This is a genomic window from Escherichia sp. HH091_1A (genome assembly GCF_030295175.1).
Classification (GTDB): Bacteria; Pseudomonadota; Gammaproteobacteria; order Enterobacterales; family Enterobacteriaceae; genus Escherichia; species Escherichia coli_F.
In genome coordinates this window covers 487,867-504,637 of record NZ_AP025747.1, presented here as the reverse complement: position 1 = coordinate 504,637, position 16,771 = coordinate 487,867, and the positions used below count along the sequence as shown (strand labels likewise).

General features: G+C 50.9%; 12 protein-coding genes. 3 read left to right on the top strand and 9 right to left on the bottom strand.

All coding sequences use genetic code 11. From position 1 onward, the window contains the following. Positions 1 to 15 precede the first annotated feature (15 nt). The 3 genes from yajC to queA are packed head-to-tail and all read right to left on the bottom strand — an operon-like array spanning position 16 to position 2,623. On the bottom strand, positions 16 to 348 hold the full coding sequence (yajC, locus tag QUF14_RS02345) for a preprotein translocase subunit YajC (RefSeq protein ID WP_000007629.1): 333 nt from the start codon (positions 346 to 348) through the stop codon (positions 16 to 18). A 22-nt stretch (positions 349 to 370) separates the two neighbouring features. Continuing rightward, positions 371 to 1,498: a tRNA guanosine(34) transglycosylase Tgt gene (gene tgt / locus QUF14_RS02340; RefSeq protein WP_000667319.1), complete on the bottom strand. Its 1,128-nt coding sequence runs from the start codon at positions 1,496 to 1,498 to the stop codon at positions 371 to 373. A gap of 54 nt (positions 1,499 to 1,552) precedes the next feature. Further along, complete coding sequence (gene queA, locus QUF14_RS02335; protein ID WP_100733721.1) at positions 1,553 to 2,623, bottom strand: tRNA preQ1(34) S-adenosylmethionine ribosyltransferase-isomerase QueA; 1,071 nt, start codon at positions 2,621 to 2,623, stop codon at positions 1,553 to 1,555. 92 nt (positions 2,624 to 2,715) lie between these two features. On the opposite strand from queA, the gene acpH reads away from it, so the two are divergent. Beyond that, positions 2,716 to 3,297 (top strand): ACP phosphodiesterase, encoded by a 582-nt coding sequence (acpH, locus tag QUF14_RS02330; protein ID WP_001009863.1) that lies wholly within the window; start codon positions 2,716 to 2,718, stop codon positions 3,295 to 3,297. Positions 3,298 to 3,317: 20 nt separating this feature from the next. On the opposite strand, the gene QUF14_RS02325 is transcribed toward acpH, so the two are convergent. From QUF14_RS02325 to phoB, 6 genes are all read right to left on the bottom strand, one after another. After that, positions 3,318 to 4,763: a hypothetical protein gene (locus tag QUF14_RS02325; protein WP_000155937.1), complete on the bottom strand. Its 1,446-nt coding sequence runs from the start codon at positions 4,761 to 4,763 to the stop codon at positions 3,318 to 3,320. A 185-nt stretch (positions 4,764 to 4,948) separates the two neighbouring features. Beyond that, positions 4,949 to 6,766: a maltodextrin glucosidase gene (gene malZ / locus QUF14_RS02320; RefSeq protein ID WP_038812861.1), complete on the bottom strand. Its 1,818-nt coding sequence runs from the start codon at positions 6,764 to 6,766 to the stop codon at positions 4,949 to 4,951. A 154-nt stretch (positions 6,767 to 6,920) separates the two neighbouring features. Then, a complete protein-coding gene (gene proY, locus QUF14_RS02315; protein WP_001353407.1) occupies positions 6,921 to 8,294 on the bottom strand; it encodes a proline-specific permease ProY in 1,374 nt (457 codons plus the stop codon). Between the two features lie 75 nt (positions 8,295 to 8,369). Then, complete coding sequence (gene brnQ, locus QUF14_RS02310; RefSeq protein WP_000149639.1) at positions 8,370 to 9,689, bottom strand: branched-chain amino acid transporter carrier protein BrnQ; 1,320 nt, start codon at positions 9,687 to 9,689, stop codon at positions 8,370 to 8,372. 406 nt (positions 9,690 to 10,095) lie between these two features. Then, positions 10,096 to 11,391 (bottom strand): phosphate regulon sensor histidine kinase PhoR, encoded by a 1,296-nt coding sequence (gene phoR / locus QUF14_RS02305; RefSeq protein ID WP_000893620.1) that lies wholly within the window; start codon positions 11,389 to 11,391, stop codon positions 10,096 to 10,098. Positions 11,392 to 11,448: 57 nt separating this feature from the next. Continuing rightward, complete coding sequence (gene phoB, locus QUF14_RS02300; RefSeq protein ID WP_000113933.1) at positions 11,449 to 12,138, bottom strand: phosphate response regulator transcription factor PhoB; 690 nt, start codon at positions 12,136 to 12,138, stop codon at positions 11,449 to 11,451. A gap of 189 nt (positions 12,139 to 12,327) precedes the next feature. On the opposite strand from phoB, the gene sbcD reads away from it, so the two are divergent. Both sbcD and sbcC read left to right on the top strand, forming a co-directional pair. Further along, positions 12,328 to 13,530: an exonuclease subunit SbcD gene (sbcD, locus tag QUF14_RS02295; RefSeq protein ID WP_100733720.1), complete on the top strand. Its 1,203-nt coding sequence runs from the start codon at positions 12,328 to 12,330 to the stop codon at positions 13,528 to 13,530. Then, positions 13,527 to 16,670, top strand: a complete 3,144-nt coding sequence (gene sbcC, locus QUF14_RS02290; RefSeq protein ID WP_000698965.1) for an exonuclease subunit SbcC — start codon at positions 13,527 to 13,529, stop codon at positions 16,668 to 16,670. Before sbcD ends, sbcC begins: the two co-directional genes overlap by 4 nt. Positions 16,671 to 16,771 lie beyond the last annotated feature (101 nt).

The following is a 16,771-nucleotide window of genomic DNA, read 5'->3' as shown; positions in this document are numbered from 1 at the left end:
AGGGAAAAATTTTAATTACAGCGCCTTCATGGTGCCTTTCGGCAGAACGGCAGCTACGAAGTCACGTTTAATAACTACTTCAGTGGTGTCATTCAGTGCGATAGCAATGTAGCCGTTTTCCGCTACTTTGGTTACGCGACCGACCAGGCCACCGTTCGTCAGAACTTCATCACCTTTGGCAATGGAGTCCATCAGCTTTTTGTGTTCTTTGGTGCGCTTCTGCTGTGGACGCAGGATCATGAAATAGAAAATCAGACCGAATACCACCAGCATCAAAATCAAAGACATCGGGCTACCTTGCGCCGGTGCACCCGTTGCCGCTACCGCATCAGAAATAAAAAAGCTCATTAAATTTCCCTCATTATTAATATTAATCAACGTTCAAAGGTGGTACTTCTCGCCCCTGACGCTGGTAAAAATCAGTTACGAAGCTCTCTAATTTACCCTCTTCAATAGCCTTGCGTAAACCCGCCATCAAACGCTGGTAGTAACGAAGGTTATGAATGGTATTGAGTCGCGCGCCTAATATTTCGTTGCAACGGTCGAGATGATGCAAGTAAGCGCGTGAATAATTGCGACAGGTGTAGCAATCACACTCAGGATCGAGTGGGCCAGTATCGCTCTTATACTTCGCATTGCGGATTTTCACCACGCCATCGGTCACGAACAGATGACCATTTCGGGCGTTGCGGGTTGGCATTACGCAGTCAAACATATCGATACCGCGACGTACGCCTTCAACCAGATCTTCCGGTTTACCAACGCCCATCAGGTAACGCGGTTTGTCTGCCGGAATTTGCGGACACACATGCTCCAGAATGCGGTGCATATCTGCTTTCGGCTCACCCACAGCCAGACCGCCGACAGCGTAGCCATCAAAACCGATATCTACCAGACCTTTAACAGAAATATCACGTAAATCTTCGTAAACGCTGCCCTGAATGATACCAAACAGCGCATTTTTGTTACCGAGACTATCAAAACGCTCACGGCTACGCTTCGCCCAACGCAGAGACATCTCCATCGAGCGTTTTGCGTAATCCCAGTCAGCAGGATACGGCGTACACTCATCAAAGATCATGACGATATCTGAACCAAGATCGTACTGAATCTCCATCGACTTTTCCGGGTCGAGGAAAATCGGATCGCCGTTGATCGGGTTACGGAAGTGAACGCCCTGTTCGGTGATTTTACGAATATCGCCAAGGCTGAAGACCTGGAAGCCGCCGGAGTCGGTAAGGATAGGTCCTTTCCACTGCATAAAATCGTGCAGATCGCCATGCAGTTTCATGATTTCCTGACCCGGGCGCAGCCACAGGTGGAAAGTGTTACCGAGAATAATTTGTGCGCCAGTGGCTTCAACTTCTTCCGGCGTCATCCCTTTTACGGTGCCGTAGGTGCCAACAGGCATAAAACAAGGCGTTTCCACTACGCCACGATCAAAGACCAGGCGGCCACGGCGTGCGCGACCGTCGGTAGTGTCCAGTTCAAATTTCATTTTTTCTCCACTACGTCAGAAAAACAGTCCAACGTTTAAACCAGCGCCGCGGAATTACTCCCCGACGCGCTCATTAATTGCCTGCGGATTGTACGTGATAAACATCGCATCACCGTAACTAAAAAAGCGATATTTCTCTTCTACCGCCGCTTTATAGGCATTCATGGTGTGTTGATAACCGGCAAAGGCCGAAACCAGCATAATCAGTGTCGACTCTGGCAAGTGGAAGTTCGTCACCAGCGCATCGACCACTTTGTACTGGAAGCCCGGATAGATAAAGATTTGGGTATCGTCAAAGAACGGTTCAATGAGATCGTTTTTCGCCGCCTGGGCCGCGCTTTCCAGCGAACGTACCGAGGTGGTGCCAACCGCAATCACCCGATTGCCGCGCGCTTTTGCTGCCAGTACCGCGTCTACCACATCCTGCGGCACTTCAGCGTATTCTGAGTGCATGATGTGATCTTCAATGGTGTCGACGCGCACCGGCTGGAAAGTACCCGCACCAACGTGCAGAGTTACGAACGCCATCTCCACGCCTTTGGCGCGCAATTTTTCCAGCAAAGGTTCGTCAAAATGCAGCCCGGCAGTCGGGGCCGCTACCGCGCCCGGTTTTTCACTATAAACTGTTTGATAAAGTTCGCGGTCTGCATCTTCGTCCGGACGGTCGATGTACGGCGGCAGTGGCATGTGGCCGATACTGTTGAGGATATCCAGTACAGAACGATCATCATTAAATTCGACTTCAAACAGTGCGCCGTAGCGAGCGGTCATTGTTGCGTTGATACTTTCGTCATCGCCCAGCAGCAGCTCTGCGCCCGGTTTTGGCGCTTTCGAGGCGCGAATATGCGCAAGAATGCGTTTGTCGTCGAGCATACGCTCGACCAGCACTTCAATCTTGCCGCCGCTGGCTTTACGCCCAAACAGGCGCGCCGGGATCACGCGGGTATTATTAAAAACCAGAAGATCGCCGGGGTTGAGCTTATCGAGTAAATCGGTGAAAGTACCGTGCGTCAGCGCGCCCGTCGGCCCGTCCAGCGACAGTAAACGACAGCTACTGCGTTCAGGCATTGGATAGTGGGCAATCAGGGATTCGGGTAATTCAAAGGAGAAATCGGTAACGCGCATGACACTGACTCAGACTAAAATAAGAGGCGGGTAGTCTAGTGCCGGGGCGCTCTCCCTGCAACCTTTACCCCCCTTTGGATAGAATATAATCGATGAATTTTTTAGCTCACCTGCATCTAGCCCATCTCGCGGAAAGCTCGCTTTCCGGCAATTTACTGGCTGATTTCGTACGCGGAAATCCTGAAGAAAATTTTCCTCCCGACGTCGTGGCTGGCATTCATATGCATCGCCGTATCGACGTACTGACCGATAATCTGCCGGAAGTCCGCGAAGCAAGGGAGTGGTTTCGTCGTGAAACCCGCCGCGTTGCGCCTATTACGCTGGATGTCATGTGGGATCACTTTCTTTCACGCCACTGGTCGCAGCTATCACCGGACTTTCCGCTACAGGAATTTACCTGTTATGCCCGGGAGCAAGTGATGACTATTCTTCCAGACTCACCGCCACGCTTTATCAATCTGAACAATTACTTATGGTCTGAGCAATGGCTGGTTCGCTATCGCGATATGGATTTCATCCAGAACGTGTTAAACGGCATGGCAAGCCGTCGCCCACGTCTGGATGCCCTGCGTGACTCCTGGTACGATTTAGACGCCCATTACGACGCTCTGGAAACCCGCTTCTGGCAGTTTTATCCGCGGATGATGGCGCAGGCGTCACGCAAGGCGCTCTGAAACTTCAAGCTCCAGCGTCACTATTTTTTAGCATTCGCATCCAGCGGGGCGGCATAACAGCTGTAAGAAAAACATTCGCTGGAATGATTGGCGATATCTTTAAAGTTGCTTTCAGCAACCCCCTCGAACATGAGTACCGTTCTGGACAAATCTCCGTTTTCATTTATATGTGGAAAATCAAATTGTGCACTGAATCGCCATACATCTGTCTTTTCTGGCTCGCTGTTCACAGAGATACGTCGATGGAAGACCCCTCCTGTAAACGTGCGCCAGAACAATTGTTGATCAAAATCTTGTAATATCTCAGAGTTGGATGCTATTTGATGTAGTAAACCTGCATACCGTGGACTGCCATCACGAGCAACATTATGCAAACCCTGACTAAAAGCATCAAATAAACAATACATGTGATCACTAGTGAAAAAAGGTCTTAATTTGTTTTGTTCTTCATCGCTGTAATCCAGGAGCATCTCATTGATTTCTTCCTGTGAGAATTTTAAGACAAAATTATCCTCAGGATTTGTTTCTTTCTTGTTTTTTTCGATATTCTTCTCCTCAATGGTCTTCGCATTTTGTTTCGCATTTTCTTCCTCAGTTTTTTTCTCAATTACTTCCGCAATTTTTTCCCGAGTTTTTGATTTTAGACTAACACCATCGATGTCAACCGGTGTTGTTTTCAGATCTCTCTGCGCGTCTTTCAAATTTGTCTTATAGAGATCGGGCACTTTATCGGCAGATAAGTATCCGGATGAAGAAATCTGGTGTGTACGCATGGGGGGCTGTTCACAAAGCATCGAGGCTATATCGTCTTTAAACTCTTTTACATTAAAGTTATCGGCATTAACCTTCCCTGTTATAAACCCCGCATCGGCAATTTTCTTCTCTAATTGTTTTGTACGTTTAGAATAATAAGCGTTGTTATCATAAAACTTTTCAAGAAGGGCCCACTCCTCAAGTTGCCTTATGTGATTTTTCAACTGTTGATGATCTATTTTATATTCATGTGTACTAGAATCATTTTGGTTGCAGGAGTTACAGATTTTTAAGCATAATTTTCCATCAGATTTATCATCTATGGTATCAGTGAAAATATAGGACACTTCAATACTCTGCCCGTACTTATCAGTCATCTCATATGACCATTGCCCCGTTCGTTTCGCATTCTTAATGACTTCGATGGACTCTGCAGGGCAACCATGAAGAATGGCCAGAATTTTATCAGGATGCTTAATTAGTAAAATTATTATATTTACAACGTTTGAAAAGAAACTTTTGCTATTTTTTATTTCATCGATTTTTTCCGCTGAAATGTTTACTAAGTTTTCATTTCCGGAAATGAAAAGCAATTTGCCATGGGGGCTTTTTTTAAATTGTTCTTCTGTTTTAGAAAAGACATCCTCTTTAAAAGGTGGCAACTCAGTACCAGTAATAAACGGTTTCAATAAATTCGAATTTGAAATTGTCATATCTTTGCTCCACTACAGGGTTATCCTGGAGCAGGTTGTACATAACCTCATGGGCAAAGAATACCAAAAATCGCTCATATCGATCGGGACAAATATTTAACAAACTCAGCCCTGACATTGTGCAGCTTTTTCGCTGCGTAGTGTCAGGGCTGATGACTAACGACGTAACAAATAAAACAGATGCTTTAGTTCATCCATACCGTAGCCGAAATGGCAGGCAAAGCCAGAATCCCGTCTGTCAGTTGCCCATGGCCTTCTTTGCGTTGCCATTGCGCAACATTAAGCAACGGTGACGCGGGTAGCACTACTTCACAGGCTTCTCCACGGTTGATTGCCACCAGCACACGCTGCTGATTCAGCACGCGGCCAAATACCACCACGTTATCTTCCGCATATAGCACCTGACAGCCGCCACGACACAGCGCCTGACTTTTCTTACGCAGCGCAATCATTCGCTGGTACAGCGCGAATAACGCCGTATCCTGCTTTTCCACCTGCCAGGGGAACGGTTTACGGCAAAACGGATCGTTTTTACCATCCAGTCCCACTTCATCACCGTAATAAATGCACGGTACACCAGGCCAGGTGAACAACCAGACCACCGCCAGCGGCAGGCGCGCAATATCCCGACCGAGCAGCGTTTTAAATCGCGCAGTATCGTGGCTATCGAGCTGATTAAACATACGTAATTGCTGTTGATGAGAAAGCCCTGCGCGGTAATTATCCATCCAGGCCATACAGGTTTGGGCGTCAATTTGCTGCGGATCATAAGAGATATCGGTGTTGGCGAGAAATCCCCACAACGGGAATGTGAAGCCGCGATAGTTCATGGCGGCATCTTCCACATCGGCCTGTAACCATTGCCGTGCATCGCCAAAATGCTCTCCGACAATATACGCTTCCGGCTGAGTTTCTTTCGCCGCTTCGGTGATCCCAGCAACGTGCTGCAAATTATTGCGCGCCCCACCCGCTTCCCCCAGCATATGCACCACATCCAGCCGCCAGCCGTCCATATTCCACGGCGCTTTCAGCCAGTGGCGGACAATGCTGTCTTCCCCGCGATAAATTTCATTCACCAGACTTTCCGATTGATAATCCAGCTTCGGCAGGCTGGCATAGCCCAGCCAGTCGAGCGCCGTGCCATCATCGCTAAATGAGTACCAGTCACGCCAGGGCGATTCGGGGTTGTGACAAGCGCCACCTGTCCCCCGATTATGTCGGTCAAACCAGGCATGGGAATCGCCACTGTGGTTAAACACACCGTCCAGCACCAGCCGCATTCCCATCTGCTGTGTATTGTGTCGTAAACGCAGCAACGCCCCATCGCCGCCAAACTGCGGATCGACATGGCGATAATCCTCGGTATCGTATTTGTGTACGCTGGGGGCTTTAAACACCGGATTAAGATACAGCGCCGTCACGCCGAGCTTTTTCAGATACGGCAGTTTTTCGCTGATACCGTCAAGATCGCCGCCATAGAACGTTGATCCACCCGCCTGCGCCGTGACCGGTTCATCCCAGTCACGCAATATGATCTCTTGTCCGGCTGCGTGATGGTAATAAACATGATCCTGTTCAGCTTCGCGAGGAAGACTACGGGCGAAACGATCAGGGAAGATCTGATAAAAAATCTGATCCGCAGCCCATTGTGGGCCGATATCCGGGACATCGACGGCAAACTGCTCCAGTCGTGCTGGCGGCATTCGGCTGAAGCCCTGCGGTGTAAACCAACGCTGGCGATCGTGCCACAATAATTTGAAGCTATAGCGCCGCCGGGGTTGCCCAATGGAAATATCGATGGCCGCCCGCCATGCCGTGACACCAGGCTGGGGCTGACTGCGCTGCTTATGCATCGGTACTGACGTTTCTTCGTTATCGTTTTCTGTACGTAGCATAATCCGCTGCGGTGGGTCTTCGCCTGTCAGCCACAGTGTAATGAGTAGTTGATCTTTGCTTTGTTTAACAAATGGGGGCACCGGCAGGTGCCATGCATTTAACATCATAATTCCCCTGTGATGAAAATCTGATCACCTTGCTATAGCCTAATGCAGGATCACTCATCATCTGAAGGATATTTGGGGGAGGAGGACGGGGGCGGATAACTTTCGGAATAGCCGGATCAGGGCTTGCCTTGATCCGGCTTACAGAACGCAGTGATTAGTGATTTTCAGCCAGCTGACGATCGTGGCGGCGTTTAAACATCCAACCAATCAACAGCAGAACAATCCACGCGAAACCAACGTACAGCGAGATACGTGTGTCCGGATGATAACCAATCAATCCGATAATAAAGAGCAGGAAAATCAAACCGCCGATGGTCGTTGCTACCCCACCTGGTACTTTAAATTTCAGTGCCTTCACTTCTTCTGGCGGCAAACGGCGACGGAAAGCAATTTGCGACAGCAGGATCATAATCCATACCCACACCGTGGCGAAGGTTGCCAGCGAAGCGATCACCAGGAAGACATTTTCCGGCATGATGTAGTTCAGATATACCGCAAACAATAGCGCGGTAGTCATCACCAGCACCGTGACCCACGGAATACCGCGACGCGAGGTTTTGCTGAAAATTTTCGGCGCGCTACCCTGCTCTGCCATGCCGTGAAGCATACGACCTACGCCAAATACGTCACTGTTAATTGCTGACAGCGAAGCGGTCAGCACAACAAAGTTAAGAATGCTGGCGGCAAAAGTAATGCCCATATGCTGGAACGTCAGCACAAACGGGCTACCGGCAGTGCCAACCTGATTCCACGGATAGATAGACATAATGACGAACAGCGTACCGACGTAGAACACCAGAATACGCATCGGCACGGAGTTAATCGCACGCGGAATCGATTTTTCCGGATCTTTCGCTTCCCCGGCGGTAATCCCGATAATTTCGATCCCACCGTAAGCAAACATTACCATTTGCAGCGACATCACCATGCCAAGCCAGCCGTTACTGAAGAAGCCGCCGTTGCTCCAAAGATTATGGATACCGGTCGGTTGCCCGCCGTTGCCAATCCCCCAGATGATGATGCCGAAACCGGCGACAATCATGATGATGATGGTGGCGACTTTAAAGAACGAGAACCAGAACTCAAGCTCACCAAATACCTTCACGCTCATCAGGTTTACGGCGCAGATAATCAGCACTACGCTCAGTACCCAAATCCAGTGCGGCACCGTCGGGAACCAGACGCCCATATAGATACCGAAAGCGGTCACATCGGCGATGGCGACAATAAGGATTTCAAAGCAGTAGGTCCAGCCAGTGATATAACCTGCCAGTGGACCGAGGTTTTCCTGCGCATAGCGCGAGAAAGAGCTGGCTGCCGGGTTATGTACCGACATTTCCCCCAGCGCACGCATAATGATATACGCCGCGATACCACCGATAATATAGGCCAACAACACGCTCGGACCGGCCATTTTGATGGCGTCTGCCGAACCGTAAAACAACCCGGTGCCAATTGCTGAACCCAGTGCCATAAAGCGTATGTGTCGGGTACTTAGCCCACGCTTTAGCTTGTTCTTACTTTCCATCAATTCCTAACCCATCAACAAAATAAAAAACCACGGGGCATCGCAGCCCCGTGGTTAAAACAAATATTCAGTGATTTAGTGAGCGCTGGAGGTCACCTGACGACCTGCCGCGCGATCCCAAATAATGGCCAGAACCACCATCACCACTGTTGGCATTAACCACGCAAGACCTTGTTCGGCCAGCGGTAAACGCTGCGCCCAGGACGGTAAGATATCGCTGAATGCAGATGCTTTGATCCCGTCGAGAATACCAAAAAGCAGGCTGATAAACATCGGCGGAGCAATCACGCGGGACGAATTATGCCACCATGAGCGTGTAAAACTTAATACAACCAGTGCGATACACGGCGGATAAATAGCGGTCAGCACCGGTACGGAGATCTGAATCAGCTGGCTCAAGCCGAGGTTAGACACCACCATCGAGAAGCCGCCGAGGATGAACACCAGCGTACGATAGGAGAGCGGTACGTACTGAGCAAAGAATTCTGCACAAGCACAGGTCAGGCCAACCGCCGTGACCAGGCAGGCGATAAAGATTAACGCCGCCAGCAGGAAGCTACCACCGCCGCCAAAGGTGTGCTGAACGTAAGCATGCAGAATAGCCGCACCGTTTGCAGACTGATCGACCAGCGACGCGCTGTCTGAACCCAGACGGAACAGCGCCAGGTACAGCAGAGTCAGACCGACACCCGCCATCAGGCCAGCCCAGACGGTATAACGGGTCAGCAGACGCGCTTCGGTAACGCCGCGAGAACGCGCCGCATTAACAATAACGATACCAAACACCATCGCGCCCAGCGTATCCATGGTCAGATAGCCATTAACGAAGCCGTTAGAAAACGCGGCGTTTTGATAAGCCTCAGTCGCCGTGCTGATAGAGCCCGCTGGCCAGACAATTGCCGCAACAGACAGGATGACCAGCGCGATAATTTTCAGCGGTGCCAGGAAGTTACCGACGGTATCCAGCAGTTTGCCCGGATAGAGCGAAACCAGAATAACGATAGCGAAATAGACCAGGCTGTAGATAAACAGCGGCAGCGCGGAGTCACCCGTCAGGGGCGCAATGCCCACTTCAAAGGAGACGGTGGCTGTACGCGGCGTGGCGAACAACGGCCCTACAGCCAGGTAGCAAACCGTTGCCAGCAGTACGCCAGCGACTTTACCAATTGGCGTGCTGAGGCTGTCAACACCACCGCCAACTTTCGCCAGCGCCACCACCGTTAATACCGGCAGGCCAACGGCAGTAATGAGGAAGCCGAATGCCGCAGTCCAGACGTGTTCGCCTGCCTGCAAGCCGACCATTGGAGGGAAAATGATGTTACCTGCGCCGACGAACAACGCAAATGTCATAAAGCCCAGAGCGATGATATCGCGCGATCTTAATTGATGGGTCATAAATCATACTGCCTGTGGATGTGGTGTTGTAACGTTAAATTTTTGTGCCAATCCCTGGGGATGATACAGCGGTATATTTAAACAATTTTAGCGGGAAATACTCCCAACCAGGCGCGGCGAAGAATAGTTTTTCGATTTACCGCGTGAATGCAGTCAGTATGACAGCACCTGAAGCGCAATTTAAACGCTTATAACGTTTTAAAGCAAGAAGGGATCTAAAAACCAGAGGTATATAGCGATAAGAAATCACCAACCAGTATAAAACACTATTTCCGTGAAAAAGACATGGCTAATCATGCGAACAAAAAATCACCAGCCGTTGTAAAATCTAACGCCCGTATTTTGACTGCAAAGAAAATAAGCCAGCATCAGCTGGCTTATGGCAATAAAAGATGACAAAGGCGGATTATTCGCTGTTTTTGGCAATTAAACGTTCCGGGATAACAAAACTGAAACGCGTACCTTTTCCCACCGTACTCTCAATATGCAGGCGACTTTCGTGATGATTCACCGCATGTTTCACGATCGCTAACCCTAATCCGCTACCGCCAGTTTGTCGGGAACGTGCTTTATCAACGCGATAAAAACGCTCGGTCAGGCGCGGAATATGCTCCGGTGCGATGCCCGGTCCATTATCTTCAACGCTAAATTCGGCACCGTGCGGCACTCGCTGCCAGCGTACGGTGATATGCGTACCTTCCGGCGTATGATTCACGGCGTTATAAACCAGGTTAGAAATCGCGCTGCGAAGTTGGTCTTCGTTGCCAGACACCTTGAGGTCGTTATCTATTTCAAAGGTAAATGTCTGTCTCTGCTGGCTCAGAGTCTGGGCCTCACGCTCAACGACCCGCAGCATCATCGGCACATCAACCTTTTCATTAAGCAACTGCGTTGGCGCGGCTTCTATTTTTGACAGCGTCAGTAACTGCTTCACCAGCCCTTCCATCCGCTGGGTCTGCTCGCGCATGGTGTGCAACGCTTTTTCACGTACCGCACCTTGCAGTGGTTGCTCATCCATCATCTCCAGGTAACCCTGTAACACTGTCAATGGCGTACGCAACTCATGGCTCACGTTGGCAAAAAAGTTACGCCGCGCCCCTTCCAGTTGATGCATTTGCGTGACATCACGCGCCACCATCAGCAACTGTTTGTGGGTATAAGGCATGACGCGAATTTCCAGATGCCGCCCGGTATTGAGCACCAGATTGAGCGGGCGAGAAAAATCACGCGTTTTCAGATATTGCGTAAACTCCGGATAACGCAGCAGATTAAGGATGTTCTGCCCATTATCTTCCGGCCAGCGCAAACCAAGAATTTGTTGCGCCAGACCATTACACCAGAAAATACCGCCCTCTTCCGTGGTCAGCACCACCGCATCAGGCAGCGACTCCGCGCCGCTACGAAAGCGTTTAATCAGATTGCCCAGTTCGCGGCGACGTTTTTTATTACGCAGCTGCATCTGGTGTAAGCCGTATAGCAGCGGTTCCCAGCTACCACGCCCCGGAGGCGGGGTCATACTGCGATCCACCCACAGCCACCATGAAAGGCGCAATAAATTCCAAAAATGCCAGATAAGCAGTCCTGTTACCGATGCCAGCAAAAACCAAGGCAGGTAACCAAAAAATGCACCCAGGATGAAAGCCGGGAGGCAGCAAAGTAGCAGCTCCAGCACCAGCCTTTTCCACGACAGCCGTTCCAGCACGTAAGATACTCCAGTTAAGAAATCATAAGCCCTGCTCTGCGTCCGATGAGCAAGGCGTTAAAAGCGGGTTGAAAAACGATATCCTGTACCGCGTACGGTCTGCACCATGCGGTCATGTCCGCCGGGCTCCAGTGCCTTACGCAGGCGACGAATGTGAACATCGACCGTGCGGTCTTCCACATATACGTTGGTTCCCCAGACGTGGTTTAACAGCTGCTCGCGGCTGTACACGCGCTCGGGATGTGTCATAAAAAAGTGCAGCAGTTTAAATTCTGTCGGCCCCATCTCCAGCGGTTCTTCGCCCGCCATCACCCGGTGAGATGTCGGGTCGAGACTGAGCCCCTGCATCTCGATCACCTCTTCCACCGCCATTGGCGAAATACGGCGCATTACCGCTTTGATTCGCGCCACCAGTTCCTTCGGCGAAAACGGCTTGGTGATATAGTCATCCGCACCGGTTTCAAGGCCGCGCACGCGATCTTCTTCTTCCCCTCTGGCGGTCAGCATCACCACTGGAATATCTCGGGTCATCGACTCGCGCTTGAGGTGTTTGATGAACTGGATACCGGAGCCGCCAGGTAACATCCAGTCAAGGAGAATTAAATCCGGCCAGGGTTCATTCAGTTGATTCACAGCACTGTCATAATCTTCCGCTTCGACCGGCTGAAAGCCATTTTGTTCGAGCACGAAGCAGACCATTTCGCGAATTGGAGCTTCATCTTCTACGACCAGAATACGTCTCGCCATGATTTGCCCTGTTGTAATAAATAGGTTGCGATCATTAATGCGACGTCATTATGCGTCAGATTTATGACAGATTTATGAAAAGCACGTCGCACATATCTTCAGGTAGTTGATTTCCGTGGCGCAGAAAAAAGCAAATGGCACATCTGTTTGGGTATAATCGCGCCCATGCTTTTTCGCCAGGGAATCGTTATGCGCATCCTTCACACCTCAGACTGGCATCTCGGCCAGAACTTCTACAGTAAAAGCCGCGAAGCTGAACACCAGGCCTTTCTTGACTGGCTGCTGGAAACAGTGCAAACCCATCAGGTGGATGCGATTATTGTTGCCGGTGATGTTTTCGATACCGGATCACCGCCCAGTTACGCCCGCACGTTATACAACCGTTTTGTTGTCAATTTACAGCAAACGGGCTGTCATCTGGTGGTACTGGCAGGAAACCATGACTCGGTCGCCACGCTGAATGAATCGCGCGATATCATGGCGTTCCTCAATACTACCGTGGTCGCCAGCGCCGGACATGCGCCGCAAATCTTGCCTCGTCGCGACGGGACGCCAGGCGCAGTGCTGTGCCCCATTCCTTTTTTACGCCCGCGTGACATTATTACCAGCCAGGCGGGGCTTAACGGTATTGAAAAACAACAACATTTGCTGGCGGCTATTACCGATTATTACCAACAACATTATGCCGATGCCTGCAAACTGCGCGGCGATCAGCCTCTGCCCATCATCGCCACGGGGCATTTAACGACCGTTGGTGCCAGCAAAAGTGACGCCGTGCGTGACATTTATATTGGCACGCTGGACGCCTTCCCGGCACAAAACTTTCCGCCAGCCGACTACATCGCGCTCGGGCATATTCACCGCGCACAGATTATTGGCGGCATGGAACATGTTCGCTATTGCGGTTCCCCCATTCCACTGAGTTTTGATGAATGCGAAAAAAGTAAATATGTCCATCTGGTGACATTTTCAAACGGCAAATTAGAGAGCGTGGAAAACCTGAGCGTGCCGATAACGCAACCGATGGCGGTACTGAAAGGCGATCTGGCGTCGATTACCGAACAGCTGGAACAGTGGCGCGATGTATCACAGGAACCACCTGTCTGGCTGGATATCGAAATCATTACTGATGAGTATCTGCATGATATTCAGCGCAAAATCCAGGCATTAACTGAATCACTGCCTGTCGAAGTATTGCTGGTACGCCGCAGCCGTGAACAGCGCGAGCGTGTGTTAGCCAGCCAACAGCGTGAAACCCTCAGCGAACTCAGCGTCGAAGAGGTGTTTAATCGTCGTCTCGCACTGGAAGAACTGGATGAATCACAGCAGCAACGTCTGCAACATCTTTTCACCACGACGCTGCAGACCCTCGCCGGAGAACACGAAGCATGAAAATTCTCAGCCTGCGCCTGAAAAACCTGAACTCGTTAAAAGGCGAATGGAAGATTGATTTCACCCGCGAGCCGTTCGCCAGCAATGGGCTGTTTGCGATTACCGGCCCAACCGGCGCGGGGAAAACCACCCTGCTGGATGCCATTTGCCTGGCGCTGTATCACGAAACTCCGCGCCTTTCTAACGTTTCACAATCGCAAAATGATCTAATGACCCGCGATACCGCCGAATGTCTGGCGGAAGTGGAGTTTGAAGTCAAAGGTGAAGCGTACCGTGCATTCTGGAGCCAGAATCGGGCGCGTAACCAGCCAGACGGTAATTTGCAGGTGCCGCGCGTAGAGCTGGCGCGCTGTACCGATGGCAAAATTCTCGCTGACAAAGTGAAAGATAAGCTGGAACTGACGGCGACGTTAACCGGACTGGATTACGGGCGTTTCACCCGTTCGATGCTGCTTTCGCAGGGGCAATTTGCTGCCTTCCTGAATGCCAAACCAAAAGAACGCGCGGAATTGCTCGAGGAATTAACCGGCACCGAAATCTACGGGCAAATCTCTGCGATGGTCTTTGAGCAGCACAAATCGGCCCGCACTGAGCTGGAGAAACTGCAAGCGCAGGCCAGCGGCGTCGCGTTATTAGCGCCAGAACAAGTGCAATCGCTGACAGAAAGTTTGCAGGTACTCACTGACGAAGAGAAACAGTTACTCGCCGCGCAGCAGCAAGAACAACAATCGTTAAACTGGTTAACGCGTCTGGACGAATTGCAGCAAGAAGCCAGCCGCCGTCAGCAGGCATTGCAACAGGCGTTAGCCGAAGAAGAAAAAGCGCAACCTCAACTGGCGGCGCTCAGTCTGGCACAACCGGCGCGAAATCTTCGTCCGCACTGGGAACGCATCGCAGAACACACTGCGGCACTGGCGCATACTCGCCAGCAGATTGAAGAAGTAAATACTCGCTTACAGCGCACAATGGCGCTTCGTGCGAGCATTCGCCACCACGCGGCGAAGCAGTCTGCAGAATTACAGCAGCAGCAACAAAGCCTGAATGCCTGGTTACAGGAACACGACCGCTTCCGTCAGTGGAACAACGAACTGGCGGGTTGGCGTGCGCAATTCTCTCAACAAACCAGCGAACGCGAGCATCTGCGGCAGTGGCAGCAACAGTTAACCCATGCAGAGCAAAAACTTAATTCACTTCCGGCGATCTCGTTGACGTTAAGCGCCGATGAAGTTGCTAGCGCCCTGGCGCAACATGCTGAGCAACGCACGCTGCGTCAGCGCCTGGTCGCGCTGCATGGGCAGATTGTTCCCCAACAAAAACGCCTGGCGCAATTACAGGTCGCTATCCAGAATGTCACGCAGGAACAGACGCAACGTAACGCCGCACTTAACGAAATGCGCCAGCGTTATAAAGAAAAAACGCAACAACTTGCCGATGTGAAAACCATTTGCGAGCAGGAAGCGCGCATCAAAACGCTGGAAGCTCAACGTGCGCAGTTACAGGCAGGTCAGCCTTGCCCACTTTGTGGTTCCACCAGCCACCCGGCGGTCGAGGCGTATCAGGCGCTGGAACCGGGCGTTAATCAGGCCCGGCTATTAACGCTGGAAAACGAAGTGAAAAAGCTCGGTGAAGAAGGTGCGGCGCTACGTGGGCAACTGGACGCCTTAACGAAGCAGCTTCAGCGTGATGAGAACGAAGCGCAAAGCCTCCGACAAGATGAGCAAGCACTTACTCAACAGTGGCGAGCTGTCACAGCCAGCCTCAATATCACCTTGCAGCCACAGGACGACATTCAACCGTGGCTGGATGCACAAGATGAACATGAACGCCAGTTGCGGTTACTCAGCCAACGACATGAATTACAAGGGCAGATTGCTGCGCATAATCAACAAATTATCCAGTATCAACAGCAAATTGAACAACGCCAGCTGCAACTCTCTGCGGCATTAGCGAGTAACGCGCTGGCATTGCCACAGGAAAATGAAGAAGAGAGCTGGTTAGCAACACGTCAGCAAGAAGCGCAGAGCTGGCAACAGCGTCAGAACGAATTAACCACGCTGCAAAACCGTATTCAGCAACTGACGCCGATTCTGGATACGTTACCGCAAGGTGATGAGTTACCGCACAGCGAAGAAACAGTGGCACTGGAAAACTGGCGGCAAATTCATGAACAATGTCTCGCGTTACAAAGCCAGCAGCAAACGTTGCAGCAGCAAGGCGTTCTGGCGACACAAAGTCTGCAAAAAGCCCAGGCGCAGTTTGACACCGCGCTACAGGCCAGCGTCTTTGACGATCAACAGGCGTTCCTTGCAGCACTGATGGATGAACAAACACTAACGCAACTGGAACAGCTCAAACAGAATCTGGAAAACCAGCGCCGTCAGGCGCAAACGTTGACCGCTCAGACAGCAGAAACGCTGGTACAGCATCAGCATCACCGACCTGACGGGTTAGATCTCACTATGACGATGGAACAGATTAAACAAGAGTTAGCGCAAACTCACCAAAAGTTGCGTGAAAACACCACGAGTCAGGGCGAGATTCGTCAACAGCTGAAACAGGATGCGGAAAACCGTCAGCAACAACAAACCTTAATGCAGCAAATTGCTCAAATGACGCAGCAGGTTGAGGACTGGGGATATCTGAATTCGCTAATAGGTTCCAAAGAGGGCGATAAATTCCGTAAGTTCGCCCAAGGGCTGACGCTGGATAATTTAGTCCATCTCGCTAATCAGCAACTGACTCGCCTGCATGGGCGCTATCTGTTACAGCGCAAAGCCAGCGAGGCGCTGGAAGTCGAGGTTGTCGATACCTGGCAGGCAGACGCGGTACGCGATACCCGTACGCTTTCTGGCGGCGAAAGTTTTCTCGTCAGTCTGGCGCTGGCCCTGGCACTTTCGGATCTGATCAGCCATAAAACGCGTATTGACTCGCTGTTCCTCGATGAAGGTTTCGGCACGCTGGATAGCGAAACGCTGGATACCGCCCTTGATGCGCTGGATGCCCTGAACGCCAGCGGCAAAACCATCGGTGTGATTAGCCACGTTGAAGCGATGAAAGAGCGTATTCCGGTGCAGATCAAAGTGAAAAAGATCAACGGCCTGGGATACAGCAAACTGGAAAGTGCGTTTGCAGTGAAATAACTATTCAGCAGGATAATGAATACAGAGGGGCGAATTATCTCTTGGCCTCGCTGGCCGTTATCCTGCAAGCTATCACTTTATTGGCTACGGTGATTGGTAGC